The following is a 17278-nucleotide window of genomic DNA, read 5'->3' as shown; positions in this document are numbered from 1 at the left end:
CCTTAAGAATACAAATCCTCTTGAATCTTAACCATTATATTACAGAAAATAGCTGTCTGAAACAAGAGCTGGGCACAAGACTCGGTACTGAAACATATTATTTACTATCTGGCTGGATTTAAGGGGAGATAATGATGGAGGTTTTTATTCGTCCCAATGACTCGTTCTGGTATTACAGTGAGTTGTTTGATATTCCGCTCGACTTGATTGTTCAGTCCAATCCTGATCTCGAGCCGAGTCAGCTGGCCGTTGGTCAGTTGGCCCAAATCCCGGGCTATATGGCTGACCAATACCAAATATCTTCAGGTGATACATTTTGGAACATCGCAATCGCACGTAATTTGCCAGTGGATATGCTTCAATTGGTCAATCCCAATATCAATCCGGAAGACTTGCAAATCGGTCAGCAAATTGTTATTCCGCAACGCGTTCGAAATTTAATCATAACTGATTTTAGTAATTATACATTTGATAAATTTACGAATGATGTTAGCCGATTATTAACCGTTTATCCGTTCATTGTTCGTGAGGCAATTGGAACCTCGGTTATGGGAAAAGAAATTGTTGAATTGCGGATTGGAACGGGAAGCAAACATATTCATGTAAATGGATCGTTTCATGCTAATGAGTGGATTACAACACCCGTTATTATGCGATTTTTAAATGATTACGTTCTCGCATTAACAAATGGTATACCAATTCGTGGTTTAAACCTTCTTCCCTACTTTTTCGAAACAACCTTATCACTGGTTCCAATGGTTAACCCGGACGGAGTCAATCTTGTTATTAATGGAGCTTCAGCTGCCGGGAATTATGAGGAAGACGTTCTAATGATCAATAACCAGAATGCGGATTTTTCAAATTGGAAGGCAAACATTAAGGGTGTGGATTTGAATAATCAATACCCAGCACGCTGGGAAATGGAAGCGGCACGGAAACCTGATTCACCCCAGCCGCGAGACTATCCTGGCCCACATCCATTATCCGAACCTGAATCATTAACAATGGCAGAACTAGCTGAAAATCGGAACTTTTCTCGTGTAAATGCATTCCATACTCAGGGTGAAGTGATTTATTGGGGGTTTGAAGGATTGGAGCCGCCGATTGCACAGGAAATTGTAAATGAATACAGCCGTGTGAGCGGTTACCAGCCTATACGTTATGTCGATAGCTATGCGGGTTATAAAGATTGGTTTATCCAGGAATTCAGGCGTCCGGGTTTCACAATTGAATTAGGCACTGGTGTAAACCCGCTTCCTTTTAATCAGTTTGAAGAAATTTATCAGGAATCGCTCGGACTTATGCTGGCCAATTTATATTTACCATAAAAAGAGGCTGGGACAAAAGGTTTGAAAGTAAAGGAAAAGACGAACGATTATTAGGAAAGGAAGCGGGATATACCGCTTCGGAAATATGCTTCACTTTCCGCGGGCAGCTGGTGAGCCAACTCGTGCCAAGGCACTTCGTTGTCTCACCTATGCCTCTCTTCCCGCAGGAGTCTACGCATATTTCCTCCGCTAAGCTTCATTATCGTTCGTCTCTTATATTGGATATATAAGTTATGTCCCAACCTCTTTAAAGTAATCTTTATAAAATCCTGCTATCCGGTCACTATTATCAATAATAAAATAAAACTCTTCTGTTTCATTTTTCACTTCATACTGCTTGCCCGGTGTCAGCTTATTATCGACAACAAATTTTTCAGCATTTGCGTGTACGCACTCAATTGTTTTAATCGTCTCCGTATTTTCCCAAGTAAGGTGTCTCATGCTTCCTCCTAAGCTAGTTTACATAATGATATTATCGTTGCTTTAGTCAAAAAGGTACAAATAGCTTCCATAACCTTTCGCTTTCATTTCTTCTTTTGGTATAAATTTCATAGCAGCTGAATTCATGCAATAACGAAGGCCGCCTCTGTCTTTCGGTCCATCGTTAAAAACATGTCCAAGATGTGAATCAGCATTTTTGCTTCTCACTTCGGTTCGGATCATGCCATGGCTTGTATCAGTTTTTTCTTCAACGTGATAAGGATCTACTGGTTTGGTAAAGCTCGGCCAGCCACAATTTGCGTCAAATTTATCATGTGAAGAAAACAGTACATCACCTGATATGAGGTCAACATAGATACCTTCATCCTCATTGTCCCAGTATTCATTATTAAAAGGCTGTTCGGTGCCGTTTTCTTGTGTGACAATATATTGTATTGGGCTCAGTTTTGCCTTTAGTTCATTTTTATCAGGCTGCTGCTTCCAAGTTTCGTTAATAAAGTCTTCCCTTCCAGAGCCTTTTTTGTATAAGCGATAATGAAATGACTGTTTCTTATAATAATCCTGGTGTTCTTCCTCAGCTCTATAAAAGGTTTTTGCAGGAAGAATTGGTGTAACGATTGGTTTTGAAAACTTGCCGCTATTCTCCAAGTCTTGCTTGGTCTGTTCGGCTATTTCTTTTTGGGATGAATTATGATAGAAAATCGCCGTCGTATACGATTCGCCCCGGTCGTTGAACTGACCGCCTGCATCGGTAGGGTCAATTTGCTGCCAAAACGTATTGACTAGTTCCTCGTATGACATTAAGGCCGGATCGAACGTAATCTGGACTGCTTCCAAGTGTCCGGTCGTGTCAGAACAAACTTGTTCATAGGTTGGATTCTCAACATGACCGCCTGTATACCCTGAAACGATTTTTTCGATTCCCGGGCGTTCGTCAAACGGTTCGACCATACACCAAAAACAACCACCTGCAAATGTAGCTAATTCAGTCGTCATAGTATACCTCCATTTTGGATCGTTCTAGTCTTATTTTTTCCTTTTTAGCTAAAAAAATCAAATTGTGTGCTTACAAATGCATTAGTGGTCTGTCATTTGTCTATTAAATATATAATTTTGGAGAAGATTCACCGGTCTTCAACGTCTTAGCTTTCGATTTTTCTAAATGCCCCGAATCCGATTCCGATTGAGGTTCCTCTAGCTCATCGCCCTTTTCACTCGATTTTTCTGGGCGATTTTCCGAATTAGTATCGGCGTCATCCTCGTTCATTGCCTTCATCAATTGAAACAGCATCGGCAAATTTTTTATCATTGGCCCATATTGCTGAATTATGGGAGCAGTTTGCTGAACGACATTCAATACCTTTTGCACATTATTCAATTGCTGGGACCAGCCATTGATACGCTCAGGGGTCAACAATCCCTTGGTAAACTGATGAAGATCTGTTCCTCTCTGTTGTGGGGAGTATCCCGGGCCAAATGCCTGAGGCGGCAGCATGACGTTATTCGGTTGCTTTTGCTGAATCGGCCATACCATGACAATCCTCCTCTATCACTTAAAGTCACTTAGGTTATTGTACGTGGCCATTCATGATTAGTGTAGGCGTTTATCGCAAGTTAGTGAAGAATAAAATGTAGCCTTTACTTGTAATGCGTAAAGGCTACTGAGTGTGACAGACTATAGAGTTTAATCACTCGATACTTCTGCTGCTATTATAAAACCGACCGTTCCTGTAAGGATGACGCCAAACACAACTACTGTAAACATGGTATCCCCTTCTTTCATTATGTGTATACCTTAAGTATAAACGATGTGAATGGGGCTCAAGACATGTAAATATGGCGATTTAATGAAAACGTCAATCCCGATATTTCCCGGGTAACCGCACAACCCACCATAATGTTACACATATGCGCGTTTTTTGCCGAAATCTGCTGTAATTAAATGCGCATTGTTTGAACGTGATTAATTGTGAGAAGCTAATGTCTAGTCAATATTATTTAGTTGATAAGCTTCCCACATTTCATCGAAGGTCGCAAGCGCATTAACAAATGGGCTGTTCCCTTCAAGGTAATCACTGATTTCATTATAAGCAGCAGAATGTTTTGGAAAGTCATGGTCGTAAAACAACCAATCAGCCAGCCGGCTTTTATCATCCGGAATTTCTTTTCCGCGATAGGTTAAGGCGAAATGGTAAAACGAGCGCATTAGAAAATCCTCCATTATTCAATGCTGTCTTTTTCCATAAACTCACGGTGTTTTTTCAGCTTTTTACGATATACTATGTTGGAAAGATAAATGCTGATTTCATACAAAAGTATCAGCGGTATGATAGCTACAAGCTGCAAAATAAAGTCTGGCGGTGTGATTAATGCACCAACAATTACAAGAATTAAATACGCATATTTTCGTGTCTGCCGCATGAAATCAGGTGTAATAATCCCCAAACGTGTCAGGAACATAACGATAACCGGCATTTCGAAAAATAAGGCAAATGGAATGACAATCCGGAATAAGAGTTTAAAGTAACGATCATACGTAAATATTTCGTTAAACATACCGTCATTCAGGGAGAGCAAGAATGGTATGATTAATTCTACAAAAGTCACATAGCCAAAAGCAATACCTGCGACGAATAAAATGAATATAACAGGGATGTACATTAGTGTTGCAGCCCGCTCGGGTTTGGTCAGCCCCGGACGGATAAACAGCCAAGCTTGCAATGCTAATATCGGCAGTGCACCAACTGCGGCTACAACCGCTGCCAGCGTCAAATAAACTGATATAAGATCAGTCAGCCCTGTGACGCTCAGTTTGAAGGGCAAATCGTCTTCGATAAAACCATAAATAACATCAACATATATAAAGCCGGTTATAAAAAATGCAATAAAAAAAAGTGCTGTTACGATAAGCCGATTTCTGAGTTCGGACAGATGCCCGACAACATTCATTTCCTTTTCATTTTCGAACTGCTGTTTCCGCGACATGACCCACGCTCCTAGTCCAAGCATAAAAGAAGATGTAAGGTTTCCCCCTACACCTTGTTAAACAGTCTATTATTTTGGTGTTCGATCGTTCTTGTCTGAATCATCAGATCCAATATCTTTCGCAGAATTCTTAAATTCCTTTAGTGAACTGCCGACAGCCTTGCCGATTTCAGGTAATTTAGACGGCCCGAAAATAACCAAAGCAATGATCAGAATTAAAATTAAACCTGGAATCCCAATACTGCCTATGCCCATACATAATCACTCCGTAAAATCACTTATTTTGATCATTTTTTACGATATCTTTTGTTTCTTTAACTTCATCGGAAACATCACTCGTTAAATCCTGTGTTGATTTCTTGAATTCACGAAGCGTATTCCCGGCAGCTTTTCCAATTTCAGGTAGTTTCTTAGGCCCGAAAATTATCAAAGCAATCATTAAGATCAAAATAAGTCCAGGGAAGCCGATACTGCCTATACCCATGTATGACACCTTCTTTATTATTATTTAGCCTGAATTTTGATAGTGTTAATTCGTATTCTGCAAACACTCTGAAACTGATAAAAGTGTAACATGCCAAGGGTTGTTTAGCAACTGATAAAGTGAAACTTCATTCAGCGGAATGCTTTTTCCCGCTGATTAGGTGGAACAAAGGCTAAGTGCACCACATCCTGTGGCAACGCCTTTGTGACCTGCATCCTGCAGGCCCGAACCGAATCGGACATTTACTGGCAGTGTCTTCCGTAGTTTGGAAGACTAGTGCCAGTTATATGCGGGATAAAGTGAAACTTCATTCAGCGGATGGTTTTCCTTTTTGCCATCTCGTACTGTTCCGGGTAATTCATATTAAAAAAATGCTTGTTTAATACATCCTCGGAAATTCCACTGAAATTGGTCATATAATTAACTGATATTGCATTGAATAATGTCCGTATTTTTCGCTCGTTCTCATCCAGCAAGTTTTGAATGGGTGACAGGACATGTTTCGTATAAATACCGGAGAGCGGATGCATCCGATCATTATATATCGGGATGACAGCATCAGCATAGCCAAGAGACTCAATTAAATGATGATACACTGCCCGATGAATAAATGGCGTGTCACAAGCCGCCATAACATACACATCGGCATCAATGTGCTGAATAGCTGTTTCAATTCCAGCAAGCGGTCCTTTTTCCTTGTATCTGTCCTGATATAAATCAAATCCAAGAAATTGATAGGCAGCCGGGTCATTTGTGATCACTGCCGTATCGTCACAAAACGCCTCCATTTCATCAGTAACATGAGAAATAACAGGCCGGCCGTTTAAATCCAATAATGATTTAGTTTTCCCCATACGGGTCGATTTTCCGCCTGAAAGAACAACGCCAGATACGTGCATGCCTCATCCTTCCAATCGATCATATTGTAAGAAATAATAGTCGTAAGGATTTTTAGTATTCTTCTCCCCTTTTTCCTTACGCGTTAATCGCCATTCAGAGTCAATAAAATAAGGAAAAAACGTGTCACCCTGAAATTCAGCATCAACCCGTGTAATATACATACGACCGGCATGCTCCAGGAACTGATTGAAAATCTCCCCACCGCCAATTACAAATATCTCAGCAGTTGGTTCCTGCTCATTCCATTGCAAGACCGTGTTAATATCCTTTACAACCTCCACCCCTTCCGGAAATTGGTCATGTTGTTTTGAAATAACAATGCTTTTCCGATTTGGGAGCGGTCTTCCAATTGCTTCAAACGTTTTTCGCCCCATAACAATCGAATGCCCTGTTGTAAGTTTTTTAAAGAATTTTAGGTCATTTGGCAAATGCCAGGGCAAGTCATTCTGATATCCAATAACCCGGTTTCGGTCCATGGCCGCAAGTAATGAAATCATTGCATTGTTCCTCCTTCAGTCAGACTGCGATTGGTGCTTTAATTGGTGGATGCGGATTATAACCGGTCAAGCCAATATCAGACATTTCAAAATCAAAAATTGAGTCTTTTACTGGGTTGAGGGTCAGTCGTGGAAGCGGCCGGATGGAACGCCCGAGTTGCGTTTTGACTTGTTCAACATGATTCGTATAGATATGGGCGTCACCCAACGTATGGATAAAGTCGCCAGCTTCAAGCCCGCACTCATGCGCAATCATATAAGTCAAAAGTGCATAACTTGCAATATTGAAAGGCACGCCTATAAATATATCAGCACTTCGCTGATATAACTGACACGATAATTTTCCGTCCGCAACGTAAAACTGAAATAATGTATGGCATGGCGGCAGCGCCATGTTCGGCACGTCTTCCGGATTCCATGCTGATACAATATGCCGCCGGGAATCCGGTTTATTTTGAATTGAATTAATCACATTACTTAACTGATCAATAGTTTCGTTTTGCGACGTCTTCCACTCTCGCCATTGTTTACCGTATACATTCCCCAAATCCCCAAACGTTGCAGCAAAGGAATTATCAGTCAGAATTTTTTCTTTAAACCGGTTCATTTGTTCCTGATACTGTCGGTTAAACTCTGGATCCTGCTGACTGCGAATCCCGAAATCAGTCATGTCAGGACCATCATAACGATCACTTTCCACCCATTTCTTAAAAGCCCATTCATTCCAAATATTATTATTGTTTTGCAGTAAGTACTGGATATTTGTGTCACCTTTAATAAACCAGAGCAACTCACTGGCAACAAGCCGAAATGGTACCTTTTTCGTTGTCAGAAGCGGGAAACCTTCACTGAGATCAAAACGCATCTGGCTGCCGAATATTGAATAAGTTCCTGTTCCGGTCCGGTCATGCTTTTTCGTGCCGTTTTTAAGTATGTATCTGCATAAATCCAAGTATCCTTTTTCGCCTGACAGCATTATTCTCACCTCGTATGACTATCATAATATAAATACGTTGCATATGACAGCAATTTTAATCGGGCAGACCCTGCCTTACCTGCTGCCCGATGTAATAAACGTTTATTGCCATTCATTTAAAAATTGCTGTAAGTACATTTCCATAAACCGGTGACGTTGTTCAGCTATTTGTTTGGCTGTTCTGGTATGCATGAGTCCCTTTAAGTAAAGTAATTTATCGTAAAAATGTTGTATTGATGTATTTTGACGTTTTTCTTCACTATCATGCCAAAGCAATTGACCTTTCGCCCCACCAAACGAAAACGTACGAGCAACTCCAATAGCACCGATGGCATCGAGTCTGTCGGCATCCTGGACTATTTTACCTTCGATTGAAGCAGGTATTTTCCCTCGACTGAATGAAATATTATCAACTGCTTCCCGAATAGCATTGATGTCCGTAGCAGTGCAATCAATGGATCGTAAAAAATGATTAAGTTGTTCCAAAGCTTTGCTACGATTGGAAAACAGTTTTTTGTCCCCAACGTCGTGGACCCATCCGGCAGCTTCGCAAATAAATAAATCTGAACCTTCTTTAACTGCTATGAATCGCGCCATCCGGGCGACTCGTTTCATGTGAAAGAAATCATGGCCTGTTGGGTCCTCGTCAAAAATGGTGTATACATAATTTTTGATCGCCTTCATTTTCGTGTCAGTTTGCATATTAAAATAACCCGAGTACCTTTCCATCTTCATCCACATCCATATTGAGGGCAGCGGGATTTTTTGGCAAGCCAGGCATCGTCAGGATATCTCCGGTTAACACAACAATAAACCCTGCACCTATTGAAGGTCGCACTTCTCTTATTGATATTGTAAAATTCTCAGGTCTTCCAATCAACGAAGGATCATCAGATAAGGAGTATTGTGTTTTGGCCATACATACCGGCAGTTTGCCCCATCCTGCTTCTTCATAAGAGGAAAGCTGTCTTTTTGCTTTTGGCGATAGATCGATGTCATCAGCACCATAAACGGTTTGTGCGATTTTTTTGATTTTTGTTTCCAGGGTATCGTCCAAATCATAAATATAGTTCAATCCAAGCGAAGGCGCGTCAGCCTTTTCAACTACCTTTGAAACAAGTTCTATCCCGCCTTCACCGCCTTTTGCGTGTACATCTGTTAAAGCCACATCAATGTCCCTCGACTTACACCATGACGTAATATATTCGATTTCTGCAGCCGTATCGGTTGGAAATTTATTAATAGCAACCACAAGCGGCAGACCGAATGCTTCAATCGTTTCAATGTGTTTCGCCAGGTTTTCAATACCATCTTTCATTACTTCAACATTTTCATTGCTCAGGTTGGCATGATCAATGCCACCATGCATTTTTATAGCACGTACAGTCGCTACGATGACAACAGCGTCCGTTTTTAATTCACCAGCCCGGGATTTGATATCCAAAAATTTCTCAGCTCCCAAGTCTGCTCCGAAACCAGCTTCTGTGACAACATAATCGCTTAGTTTCGCGGCAGTTTTTGTCGCCATAATGCTGTTGCAACCGTGCGCAATATTGGCAAAGGGGCCGCCATGAATGACGGCAGGGGTATTCTCTGTTGTCTGAACAAGGTTAGGCTTAATTGCTTCTTTCAACAAGAGTGTCAATGCTCCTTCTACTTTCAAATCGCCTGCAGTGACGGGTTTCTCATCATATGTATAGCCAATAATAATGTTGGAAATTCTTGTTTTTAAATCGTTCAGATTTGTTGCAAGGCATATGATCGCCATTATTTCAGATGCTACCGTAATATTAAATCCATCTTCTCGCGGCACACCGCGTAAGGGGCCGCCAAGACCAACAACAATTTGTCTCAGCGCTCGGTCATTCATATCCATTACCCGCTTCCATTCAATACGCCGCGGATCAATGTTTAATGCATTTCCTCTATGTATGTGATTATCAATCATAGCTGCAAGGGCATTGTTAGCTGTCGTAATGGCGTGCAAGTCCCCGGTGAAATGAAGGTTTATATCCTCCATGGGTAGGACTTGTGAATAACCCCCGCCAGCTGCACCGCCCTTCATCCCCATGACAGGTCCTAAGGAAGGCTCACGTAAAGCAATCATTGCTTTTTTGCCTATTTTTTCCATAGCTTGACCCAAGCCGACCGTAACCGTCGATTTGCCTTCTCCTGCTTTAGTAGGGTTAATCGAGGTAACTAGAATCACTTTTCCGTTCTGCTTCGCCTCTAACTTATTCATTAATGCTTCCGAGAGCTTTGCTTTGGTGTGGCCGTATGGTTCCCAATCTCCCTGGTCAAGGCCGAGTTTCCCTGCGATTTCTGCAATTGGTTTAATAGTGGCTTCCTGTGCAATATCAATATCTGATTTCATTTCACACATCTCCCATTCCAATTATTTAATGTCAGTGTATCGTATTTATTTTATTTTTCATACATCACTCAGCCCCTTCTTTAAGGACTTTCATATTTTTTCAGAACTTATTTATAAAAATAATTTAGATCGAAGCATTTTCTTGACTGCAGACTTAAAATAGGCTATATTAGACATAAGCAAAGAAGATGTATGGAATCATTAATGACAAGCGGCTTCTATGGAAGTGGATGCAAAAGTGATCCAGCACTTCTTCAGGAAGCTGTTTTTTTATTCTGTTTATCTGCTTTGTATTAACACGTTTTACGTGAAAGTTTTTAGGAGGATTATTTACAATGGAAAACGGCGTAGTAAAATGGTTTAATGCGGAAAAAGGCTATGGTTTCATTCAGGTGGAAGAAGGAAATGACGTTTTCGTTCATTATTCCGCTATCCAAGAAGAAGGATTTAAAACACTTGAAGAAGGACAAAACGTAACATTTGACATTGTGGAAGGCGAACGCGGTCCACAAGCTGCAAACGTTGTAAAACAATAATTGGTTTAAACCCCTATATATAAAGCGGCAATCATAATTGATTGCTGCTTTTTTTGATTTGCCTTTCGGTAGGTATCAGCGTATAATTAGGTGTTATCCGCGGTTCGCAAACTCCCGCGTTATCAAAACTAAGGAGGAATTTATTATGCCTAACGAGGTAATCTGGCTTTTGTTTGCACTCGTTAACTTTACGCTGCTCCTGATTTTTTACCGATTATTTGGGCGTGTGGGCTTGTTCGTTTGGATTGGGATGGCTACAGTGATAGCCAATATCCAAGTCTTAAAAACGGTTGAATTATTTGGACTGACAGCCACTTTAGGAAATATCCTTTATGGGACAGCTTTTCTGGCCACTGATATAATTAATGAAAAATATGGTAAAGAAGATGCTAAAAAAGCTGTATGGTTGGGTTTTTCAACGCTGGTTGTGATGATTATTTTAATGCAAATTACACTCCAGTTTGAACCGGGGCCAGATGATATTGCTCACGGCGCCCTTTCAACCCTTTTTGAAGTGATTCCAAAAGTAGCCCTTGGAAGCTTAGCGGCCTATATTGTGAGTCAATATTTTGACGTATGGATTTATAATAAATTACGTAAAGTCTTTCCTTCCGATAACTATTTATGGCTTCGCAATAATGGCAGTACAGCCATCAGTCAGCTTTTGGATTCTGCTGTATTTTGCGGTATAGCTTTTTTTGGGGAATATCCCTTTTCGATCTGGCTGGAGATTTTCATGACAACGTATATTATTAAATTTGTCGTTGCCATTATTGATACCCCATTTATGTACATGGCAAAAAATATGAAAATTAAAGGATAGCCTGGACTATCCTTTAATTATGTCGTACGTGTTAATGCTTTTTCCTCCGAAGGGATTCTGATCATGAGTAAGAGAAGATGAAAAAGCGGAAACACCATTGCCGTATATACAGCGCCAACAAAGAGTGGTATAACCAATAATTCAATCCCTGCTACAATGTAATTGGGGTGTTTTACATATTTGTATGGTCCTTTTTTTATATGTATAACACCTGGCAAAACAATTACTTTCGTATTCCAGAATCGGCCTAGTGACTGAATGGACCAGAAACGGATTGCTTGAGCAGCTATAAAGATAAACAACAGTAAATAATTGACTTCGGTGAAATTGCTATTATTTACGGATGTCTCGATAATAATTGATATAAAAAAGCAGATATGAAGCATGATGAACCACTTATAATGGTGTTTTCCCTTTTCAATTCCTCCCCTGCTTTTCATCCATATTTCATTATTTTTGGCGATCAATAATTCAACAAGACGCTGTATTATGACTGCCATTATAAATAACCACATCCATATTGTCATGATTCAACCCACTCCAATAACAGCAATTCCGAACTGAATCCAGGTCCTAAAGCCGACAAAATGCTTAATTGTTTTTCATGTACCCCAGCGAGCATCCATTGCCTTAATACATATAAAACTGTTGCTGAAGACATATTGCCATGATTGCGCAGAACTTCGTAAGAATATCTCAATTTATCCCGTGGAGCTTGTACGGCATCTTCCATTGCCTCCAAGACTTTTTTACCTCCCGGATGTGATATAAACGAATGAATCGCTGTTTGATCGGTATTAATCGTTTGAAAAAATTGATCAATATGTTTCTTCCAAAAAGATCCGACTAGCGCTGGTATACTTTTGGAAAAGATTACTTCAAGTCCCCTGTTTGTAATATCCCAGCCCATGACACGTTGACTGTTTTTCATTGTGGCGGAATCTGTATACGTAATCTTTGGTTTTGTATGTTTGCTGTACATTAAATATTTCGACCGATCTCCCATTACTAAAGCCGCGCCAATCCCATCTCCGAATAAAGCTGTGCCAACTAGATTGCTTTTTTGTAAATCTTCCTTTTGAAATGTCAGACTGCACAGTTCACAGCATACCAAGAGCACATTTTTATCAGGGTGTGCTTTCACCCAATCAAACGCCCGTGACAGACCTGCAGCCCCGCCTGCACAACCTAGTCCCCATAGTGGCATTCGCGCGACATTTTCCTTAAAAGGACGTTCGCTCATAATAAATGTTTCTAAGGAAGGAGCGGCTATGCCAGTACTTGAAGTAAATATAATCATATCAATGGCTTTGTATGGAACGGCATTCTTTAAAAAAAACGCATTAGTTAAACAATCGTCAATCGCAGCTAAGGAATGTTTGACTGCAAGCTGTTGATATAGATCATTCTTTTCCTGGAATGTATGCGTATTCTGAAACCAGTCTGCCTCTACAACAAATTGTCGCTTATCAATTAGGGCGTGATCGAATACAGGCAGGATTCTGTCAATCCATTTTGAACCCCTGTTTTTAAATATTTCTTTCACTAAATGCTTGATCTGTATCTGGGTTATGTCATGAGGCGGCATACCTAAACCGATCGAACTGATCAACTGGCCTCCCTCCTTCTTTCCAGCAGCTTATTAAAAGACACAAAATTGCACTTTTTTTACCGATTGTTCACAAACTTTTTTAACAAAAAGGTTTAAAAAATTGTTTCATGCACTGATTTGAGTGTTATTGAAGAATCTTTAGCGGATTGTGAAAGTTATAAAATGAAGCGGTTATTTATGCTTCATTATTATTAGCTGGTTTGGTGTTTTTATTCTATTTATGGTGCGATAAAACAGAAAAAATGAGGGGAATGTTTAACTTAAATAAATATAAAAACCAGGGGATCTCCCTGGTTTTTGGTTTGGCGGTTTTATGCGAGGAGTGCCGGCTGCACCGAATTTGTTTGCAACACGACGAGCACCAAGTGTATTTCCGGAGCGATGTCACAGCACCTTACTGAAAACTGCTCAGGTTAATAAGCAACTTAATTCACAAAAAGAATCTCGGGTTCTTTATTCTTTTCTGCCGAAGTATTGATAATAATTGGTCTGAATAAAGCCATTGAAAAGTTTTCGTTTTTTGGTGGCCTTCTCCCCATATTTTTGTTCAAAATGATCATATGCTGTGAGGATATACACGCTCCAAGTCGGGTGATTCTTCATAATCTTTCCTATGTCACTGTATATTTCGGCGGCTTCTGCTTCATCACCTATACGTTGTCCATATGGAGGGTTGCCTATTAAGTAACCATTTTGTTTTTTTAGCACTAAGTCACTCGCCTGCATTTGTTTCCATGAGATAAGATCCCCAAGACCTGCCTCAGTTGCATTTTCTTTTGAAATTTCAATCATTCCATGGTCAATATCCGATCCCGTTATATCCAATTTTTGGTCATAATTAGCTTTATCTTCTACTTCTTCAAAAGCTTCATCCCAATGACGGTTTTTAATCCAATTCCACTCTTCAGAGGCAAATTCACGATTAAAACCCGGTGCAATGTTCTGCCCAATTAAAGCGGCTTCAATTGGAATTGTTCCCGAGCCGCAAAATGGATCGAGAAACGGCTTGTCAGGTTTCCAGTTTGTAAGCATGACCAGCGCAGCAGCCAACGTTTCCTTTAAGGGTGCATCGCCTTGGCCGTTTCGATAACCTCGTTTGTGTAATCCCGACCCCGATGTGTCGATACTCAACGTTGCTTCATCCTTGTGAATGGCCACCTCAACTTTATATAAAGAACCTGTCTCAGGTAAATTTCCGGCAACGCCATGCTTTAGTTTTAACTTTTCAGCTATTGCTTTTTTAACGATTGCCTGACAATCGGGTACGCTATGCAGTGTGGATTTTACAGATTTTCCAGTAACAGGGAATTTACCTTCTTCTGTAATAAAATTTTCCCATGGCAGTGCTTTTGTCGCTTCAAACAAATCATCAAACGTGTCAGCTTTAAACCGTCCCACCTGCAATTTGACACGGTCAGCACTTCGCAGCCATAGGTTGCAGCGTGGAATAGCTGAGACAGGCGCCTCAAAGATGATTTTCCCATTTTCTACTGTGACTTCATAACCAAGCTGTTTCACTTCAGTTGCGACGACTGATTCCAAGCCCATCGCAGTTGTTGCGATTAACGTTATATTCTGAGACATGTGTTAAATTCCTTTCCCGTATCAATTTTATTTTTTCTTTTCATGATAGAACCAAAAGAGATCTTACCTTCGTTTAAAGTCAGTATTAGTTTATCACAGACGCATATGTAATTAAAAAACCTTTCTGATTATCTCAGAAAGGTTTTGGACTGGTTAGGTTAAAGACCATTGAATACTTGATAAGCCATGTTCTGTTCCGTCGTACTTATACGGTGGTCAGCCTTGTACGCCGGTCGCAATCATCTATCTACAAGCATTTACATGATGCTTGTCCCTTTTTCAGTTCATTTCCCTAATCAAGGATGCCCCTACCAATATTTGGGTTGCTCACTCGTGGGGTTTACCGCGTTCCATTCGGACTGTTTCCAGCCCGACTGCGTCACTGTGGCACTTTCAAGCATACTGCCCCATGTCGTATGATTTAGGGGTCTCTGCTGCCGTTAGCTTTGTAAGCTACCTTGACTTATGATTTCGTCAAGCACGAACACTACAGACATCGCAGTCTGTGTGAGCATGGACTTTCCTCTGTATATGTGTTTATATACAGCGATTACGCAAGCATTCAATTATTTTCTAATAGAATTATATCATATATTAGCTTTGTGTTCACTGTAAAAATATCCCATTATTCCTCATCATCATATTTTTTGCCGAACACAGCTTTTTCCAGATTGGAAACGCGCTTCAAAATATCATAATTGACTTGATGATTGTTTGAAGTCGCCCTGCTTCTGGTCTGATCGGATTGTTTTCTGATACGTTCATTTTCCTGTCGCAGTTTTTCAATTTCCTGCTGAAATGCTTCATAATCCTGGATGATCGTATCAAGAAATTCATCAACTTCTTCTTGATTGTAGCCGCGCATGCCTGTTTTAAATTCTTTCTCAAGTATGTCTTTCCCTGTAAGTTGGATGCGGTTTGCATTCATCTTAAGTCACCTCGGATTTTTCAAATATAATCTGGTCAGAACCGATTAAAACTTACTGCTGATGCTTATCGTATGTACAGTGATATTACCGTAATCTCTAACAGTATAACATGATTCGTATGTATTGTGTTATTAATTCATAACCTCATAAAAAAGAGGCTGTCTTGTCAGCCCCGCTCATGCATGTCATCAGATTGGAAGGAAAATGGCAGTAAGTCTTCCATCGTAACTGTTTTAGTATCACTTTGACCATTTGCCAGATTAATCCTCATGTCCTTATTAAAAAACTCACTCATAACTTGTCTGCACGATCCACATGGTGGAACGGGTCTTTTTGTATCAGCAACCACTGCCATCTCAGCAAAATCAAAATGACCTTCAGAGATTGCTTTGAAAATAGCAACCCTTTCTGCACAGCAACTGACTGGATAAGCAGCATTTTCAATATTGCACCCTGTGTAAACCTTGCCGGAATGCGTAAGCAGTGCAGCCCCAACAGGGAACTTCGAATACGGGACATATGCTTTATGCTTTATTTCGTGTGCTTTTTCAAGTAATTTTTGGTTGCTCATACCTCTTCCCCCTTCACACATGAATGGAAGATAATTATAGTTGAAAGCGTTGTATTTGTAAAGCTCCCTATCCAGTTTGCAGCTCAGTCAGAAGCTGATGAAGTATAAAATGTATTGAATGGTTCAATTCCATATATCTTCTGCGTTTCACATCTACATAATAACTGTTTAACAATAGAAGTTCCATATTTTCCCGAGTTGACGTGACTTGCTGTGGGTGAACATTCACCTTCCGCTCTTTAACAACTTTGAGCGTATTTTCCTCCCATTTGGCCAGCAGTTCATAAATAGGGGCTGTTTCCTTTTTTACCATTTCAAAAAATTCTTTATCTTTTTTGCTCTCTGGCGGATTATTTTCCTCAAATATATTCTTGAGTCGCTCAAGTTCTTCCATGAGCTGTACAGTTTGTTGTTCCAACTCCATATTACATCCTGCTTTCCAACTAATCTAATCACCGTTTAATTTATTTACCAAGTATATTTTATCATCGCACGTAACAAAAAGCATCTGTTACGATAGTCTTTTTTTATGTTTATTAAATGTAAATCGGCTGGGAACAAGCTTTTTTTGTTCGGTTTGAAATTTTAAATGCGCCTTGTTGACTGAATAGGTTGAGTGGTTCAGCTCGTGTCGATGATTCTCATATTCCGCTTGAATATTCCTGTCAATACTCATCGTCATTTTTTGCTCCATTAATCGAAGCTGGTTGCTTAATTCGGCTAACTTGTTTGCGAAATCAACCGTTTTTACTCGCTTCTGTTTCTGCTGTAAATTGGTTTTTTTTGGCATGGACACACCCCGCTTTATTTATTAGTTTATATATTCTAGATAAACAATGAGGTCCCTTCCCTCTCGACAAAACTAGAAGAATAACGATAAAAGCAGAGTAAATTCACTGCTGATCAGCCAAACTAAGCATAAAAGGAGCATTCCTGTATTGAAAAAATTTGAGGGTATTTGAGGTTTGATACAAAAAGAGTCCCCTTGGTATAGTACGGGGTGTCGATGCGCATCGACCCCTAATTAAATAAAAACCAAGGAGGACTCACCAATGAATTATAATCGAAATGAAAAAATAAGGCAAATCACAGAGGAAACATTAATCGTAGGTATTGATATCGCGAAGAAAAAACACGTCGCGAGAGCACAGGATGACCGCGGCATTGATTTAGGGAAACGCTTGGTCTTTGAAAACAATATAAGTGGCTTTGAACGGCTGATTAATTGGGCCTCAGAC

At 40.1% G+C, this 17278-nt stretch carries 22 protein-coding genes, 1 other RNA gene and 1 pseudogene; 4 read left to right on the top strand and 20 right to left on the bottom strand.

Annotated features, from left to right (window positions below):
- The first annotated feature begins 134 nt into the window (after positions 1-134).
- Positions 135-1328 carry a M14 family metallopeptidase gene (locus tag BMZ22_RS06260; RefSeq protein ID WP_090083214.1) on the top strand — a complete coding sequence of 398 codons (1194 nt, stop codon included), beginning with the start codon at positions 135-137 and terminating at the stop codon, positions 1326-1328.
- 231 nt (positions 1329-1559) lie between these two features.
- Here BMZ22_RS06260 and BMZ22_RS06255 read toward each other — a convergent pair whose 3' ends face one another.
- The 12 genes from BMZ22_RS06255 to BMZ22_RS06200 form a co-directional block, all read right to left on the bottom strand.
- Positions 1560-1769, bottom strand: a complete 210-nt coding sequence (locus BMZ22_RS06255; protein WP_090083212.1) for a DUF6501 family protein — start codon at positions 1767-1769, stop codon at positions 1560-1562.
- Between the two features lie 42 nt (positions 1770-1811).
- A complete protein-coding gene (gene msrA, locus BMZ22_RS06250; RefSeq protein WP_090083210.1) occupies positions 1812-2765 on the bottom strand; it encodes a peptide-methionine (S)-S-oxide reductase MsrA in 954 nt (317 codons plus the stop codon).
- A gap of 103 nt (positions 2766-2868) precedes the next feature.
- On the bottom strand, positions 2869-3303 hold the full coding sequence (gene vrrA, locus BMZ22_RS06245; protein WP_090083208.1) for a VrrA/YqfQ family protein: 435 nt from the start codon (positions 3301-3303) through the stop codon (positions 2869-2871).
- Positions 3304-3753: 450 nt separating this feature from the next.
- A complete protein-coding gene (locus BMZ22_RS06240) occupies positions 3754-3975 on the bottom strand; it encodes a YozE family protein (RefSeq protein WP_090083206.1) in 222 nt (73 codons plus the stop codon).
- Positions 3976-3989: 14 nt separating this feature from the next.
- Positions 3990-4754 (bottom strand): twin-arginine translocase subunit TatC, encoded by a 765-nt coding sequence (gene tatC / locus BMZ22_RS06235; protein ID WP_090083204.1) that lies wholly within the window; start codon positions 4752-4754, stop codon positions 3990-3992.
- Between the two features lie 69 nt (positions 4755-4823).
- The gene (gene tatA, locus BMZ22_RS06230) at positions 4824-5009 is read right to left on the bottom strand and encodes a twin-arginine translocase TatA/TatE family subunit (RefSeq protein WP_090083201.1); all 186 of its coding nucleotides are present in this window, start codon (positions 5007-5009) and stop codon (positions 4824-4826) included.
- A gap of 19 nt (positions 5010-5028) precedes the next feature.
- Entirely contained in the window at positions 5029-5238 is a 210-nt protein-coding gene (tatA, locus tag BMZ22_RS06225) for a twin-arginine translocase TatA/TatE family subunit (RefSeq protein ID WP_090083198.1), read from the bottom strand.
- Positions 5239-5549: 311 nt separating this feature from the next.
- Complete coding sequence (gene mobA, locus BMZ22_RS06220; RefSeq protein ID WP_090083196.1) at positions 5550-6137, bottom strand: molybdenum cofactor guanylyltransferase; 588 nt, start codon at positions 6135-6137, stop codon at positions 5550-5552.
- A 3-nt stretch (positions 6138-6140) separates the two neighbouring features.
- A complete protein-coding gene (locus BMZ22_RS06215) occupies positions 6141-6635 on the bottom strand; it encodes a dihydrofolate reductase (RefSeq protein WP_090083193.1) in 495 nt (164 codons plus the stop codon).
- 19 nt (positions 6636-6654) lie between these two features.
- Entirely contained in the window at positions 6655-7611 is a 957-nt protein-coding gene (locus BMZ22_RS06210; RefSeq protein WP_090083190.1) for a thymidylate synthase, read from the bottom strand.
- A 102-nt stretch (positions 7612-7713) separates the two neighbouring features.
- Positions 7714-8313: an HD domain-containing protein gene (locus BMZ22_RS06205; RefSeq protein WP_090083938.1), complete on the bottom strand. Its 600-nt coding sequence runs from the start codon at positions 8311-8313 to the stop codon at positions 7714-7716.
- A gap of 1 nt (position 8314) precedes the next feature.
- Positions 8315-9985 (bottom strand): formate--tetrahydrofolate ligase, encoded by a 1671-nt coding sequence (locus tag BMZ22_RS06200; protein WP_090083185.1) that lies wholly within the window; start codon positions 9983-9985, stop codon positions 8315-8317.
- A gap of 335 nt (positions 9986-10320) precedes the next feature.
- On the opposite strand from BMZ22_RS06200, the gene BMZ22_RS06195 reads away from it, so the two are divergent.
- Entirely contained in the window at positions 10321-10521 is a 201-nt protein-coding gene (locus tag BMZ22_RS06195) for a cold-shock protein (RefSeq protein ID WP_010530780.1), read from the top strand.
- A gap of 145 nt (positions 10522-10666) precedes the next feature.
- Positions 10667-11344, top strand: coding sequence for a queuosine precursor transporter (locus BMZ22_RS06190; protein ID WP_090083182.1), 678 nt, complete (start codon positions 10667-10669; stop codon positions 11342-11344).
- A gap of 17 nt (positions 11345-11361) precedes the next feature.
- Here BMZ22_RS06190 and BMZ22_RS06185 read toward each other — a convergent pair whose 3' ends face one another.
- The 8 genes from BMZ22_RS06185 to BMZ22_RS06150 form a co-directional block, all read right to left on the bottom strand.
- Positions 11362-11844, bottom strand: a complete 483-nt coding sequence (locus BMZ22_RS06185) for an isoprenylcysteine carboxyl methyltransferase family protein (RefSeq protein ID WP_245745232.1) — start codon at positions 11842-11844, stop codon at positions 11362-11364.
- Positions 11845-11867: 23 nt separating this feature from the next.
- Entirely contained in the window at positions 11868-12956 is a 1089-nt protein-coding gene (locus BMZ22_RS06180) for a type III polyketide synthase (RefSeq protein WP_245745230.1), read from the bottom strand.
- A 453-nt stretch (positions 12957-13409) separates the two neighbouring features.
- Entirely contained in the window at positions 13410-14540 is a 1131-nt protein-coding gene (locus BMZ22_RS06175) for a THUMP domain-containing class I SAM-dependent RNA methyltransferase (RefSeq protein WP_090083176.1), read from the bottom strand.
- Positions 14541-14715: 175 nt separating this feature from the next.
- Positions 14716-15102, bottom strand: an RNA gene (gene rnpB / locus BMZ22_RS06170) — RNase P RNA component class B.
- 63 nt (positions 15103-15165) lie between these two features.
- A complete protein-coding gene (gene gpsB / locus BMZ22_RS06165) occupies positions 15166-15468 on the bottom strand; it encodes a cell division regulator GpsB (protein ID WP_090083174.1) in 303 nt (100 codons plus the stop codon).
- A 167-nt stretch (positions 15469-15635) separates the two neighbouring features.
- The gene (locus BMZ22_RS06160) at positions 15636-16040 is read right to left on the bottom strand and encodes a cytidine deaminase (RefSeq protein ID WP_090083171.1); all 405 of its coding nucleotides are present in this window, start codon (positions 16038-16040) and stop codon (positions 15636-15638) included.
- 67 nt (positions 16041-16107) lie between these two features.
- On the bottom strand, positions 16108-16464 hold the full coding sequence (locus BMZ22_RS06155) for a DUF1798 family protein (protein ID WP_090083169.1): 357 nt from the start codon (positions 16462-16464) through the stop codon (positions 16108-16110).
- Positions 16465-16551: 87 nt separating this feature from the next.
- Positions 16552-16830: a hypothetical protein gene (locus BMZ22_RS06150; RefSeq protein WP_090083167.1), complete on the bottom strand. Its 279-nt coding sequence runs from the start codon at positions 16828-16830 to the stop codon at positions 16552-16554.
- Positions 16831-17092: 262 nt separating this feature from the next.
- On the opposite strand from BMZ22_RS06150, the pseudogene BMZ22_RS06145 reads away from it, so the two are divergent.
- Positions 17093-17278, top strand: a pseudogene (locus BMZ22_RS06145) (IS110 family transposase); the annotation flags it as partial.

It is taken from the genome of Lentibacillus persicus, assembly GCF_900112705.1.
In the GTDB taxonomy this organism is placed as follows: Bacteria; Bacillota; Bacilli; order Bacillales; family Amphibacillaceae; genus Lentibacillus; species Lentibacillus persicus.
Note: the sequence above shows the minus strand (reverse complement) of the source record. Positions and strands in the feature narration are given on the sequence as shown.

Excerpts from the sequence above, each read along its gene's own strand:
- BMZ22_RS06260 (WP_090083214.1), top strand. The coding sequence starts at position 135 with ATGGAGGTTTTTATTCGTCCCAATGACTCGTTCTGGTATTACAGTGAG.
- BMZ22_RS06255 (WP_090083212.1), bottom strand. The coding sequence starts at position 1,769 with ATGAGACACCTTACTTGGGAAAATACGGAGACGATTAAAACAATTGAG.
- msrA (WP_090083210.1), bottom strand. The coding sequence starts at position 2,765 with ATGACGACTGAATTAGCTACATTTGCAGGTGGTTGTTTTTGGTGTATG.
- vrrA (WP_090083208.1), bottom strand. The coding sequence starts at position 3,303 with ATGGTATGGCCGATTCAGCAAAAGCAACCGAATAACGTCATGCTGCCG.
- BMZ22_RS06240 (WP_090083206.1), bottom strand. The coding sequence starts at position 3,975 with ATGCGCTCGTTTTACCATTTCGCCTTAACCTATCGCGGAAAAGAAATT.
- tatC (WP_090083204.1), bottom strand. The coding sequence starts at position 4,754 with ATGTCGCGGAAACAGCAGTTCGAAAATGAAAAGGAAATGAATGTTGTC.
- tatA (WP_090083201.1), bottom strand. The coding sequence starts at position 5,009 with ATGGGCATAGGCAGTATTGGGATTCCAGGTTTAATTTTAATTCTGATC.
- tatA (WP_090083198.1), bottom strand. The coding sequence starts at position 5,238 with ATGGGTATAGGCAGTATCGGCTTCCCTGGACTTATTTTGATCTTAATG.
- mobA (WP_090083196.1), bottom strand. The coding sequence starts at position 6,137 with ATGCACGTATCTGGCGTTGTTCTTTCAGGCGGAAAATCGACCCGTATG.
- BMZ22_RS06215 (WP_090083193.1), bottom strand. The coding sequence starts at position 6,635 with ATGATTTCATTACTTGCGGCCATGGACCGAAACCGGGTTATTGGATAT.
- BMZ22_RS06210 (WP_090083190.1), bottom strand. The coding sequence starts at position 7,611 with ATGCTGTCAGGCGAAAAAGGATACTTGGATTTATGCAGATACATACTT.
- BMZ22_RS06205 (WP_090083938.1), bottom strand. The coding sequence starts at position 8,313 with ATGCAAACTGACACGAAAATGAAGGCGATCAAAAATTATGTATACACC.
- BMZ22_RS06200 (WP_090083185.1), bottom strand. The coding sequence starts at position 9,985 with ATGAAATCAGATATTGATATTGCACAGGAAGCCACTATTAAACCAATT.
- BMZ22_RS06195 (WP_010530780.1), top strand. The coding sequence starts at position 10,321 with ATGGAAAACGGCGTAGTAAAATGGTTTAATGCGGAAAAAGGCTATGGT.
- BMZ22_RS06190 (WP_090083182.1), top strand. The coding sequence starts at position 10,667 with ATGCCTAACGAGGTAATCTGGCTTTTGTTTGCACTCGTTAACTTTACG.
- BMZ22_RS06185 (WP_245745232.1), bottom strand. The coding sequence starts at position 11,844 with ATGGCAGTCATAATACAGCGTCTTGTTGAATTATTGATCGCCAAAAAT.
- BMZ22_RS06175 (WP_090083176.1), bottom strand. The coding sequence starts at position 14,540 with ATGTCTCAGAATATAACGTTAATCGCAACAACTGCGATGGGCTTGGAA.
- gpsB (WP_090083174.1), bottom strand. The coding sequence starts at position 15,468 with ATGAATGCAAACCGCATCCAACTTACAGGGAAAGACATACTTGAGAAA.
- BMZ22_RS06160 (WP_090083171.1), bottom strand. The coding sequence starts at position 16,040 with ATGAGCAACCAAAAATTACTTGAAAAAGCACACGAAATAAAGCATAAA.
- BMZ22_RS06155 (WP_090083169.1), bottom strand. The coding sequence starts at position 16,464 with ATGGAGTTGGAACAACAAACTGTACAGCTCATGGAAGAACTTGAGCGA.
- BMZ22_RS06150 (WP_090083167.1), bottom strand. The coding sequence starts at position 16,830 with ATGCCAAAAAAAACCAATTTACAGCAGAAACAGAAGCGAGTAAAAACG.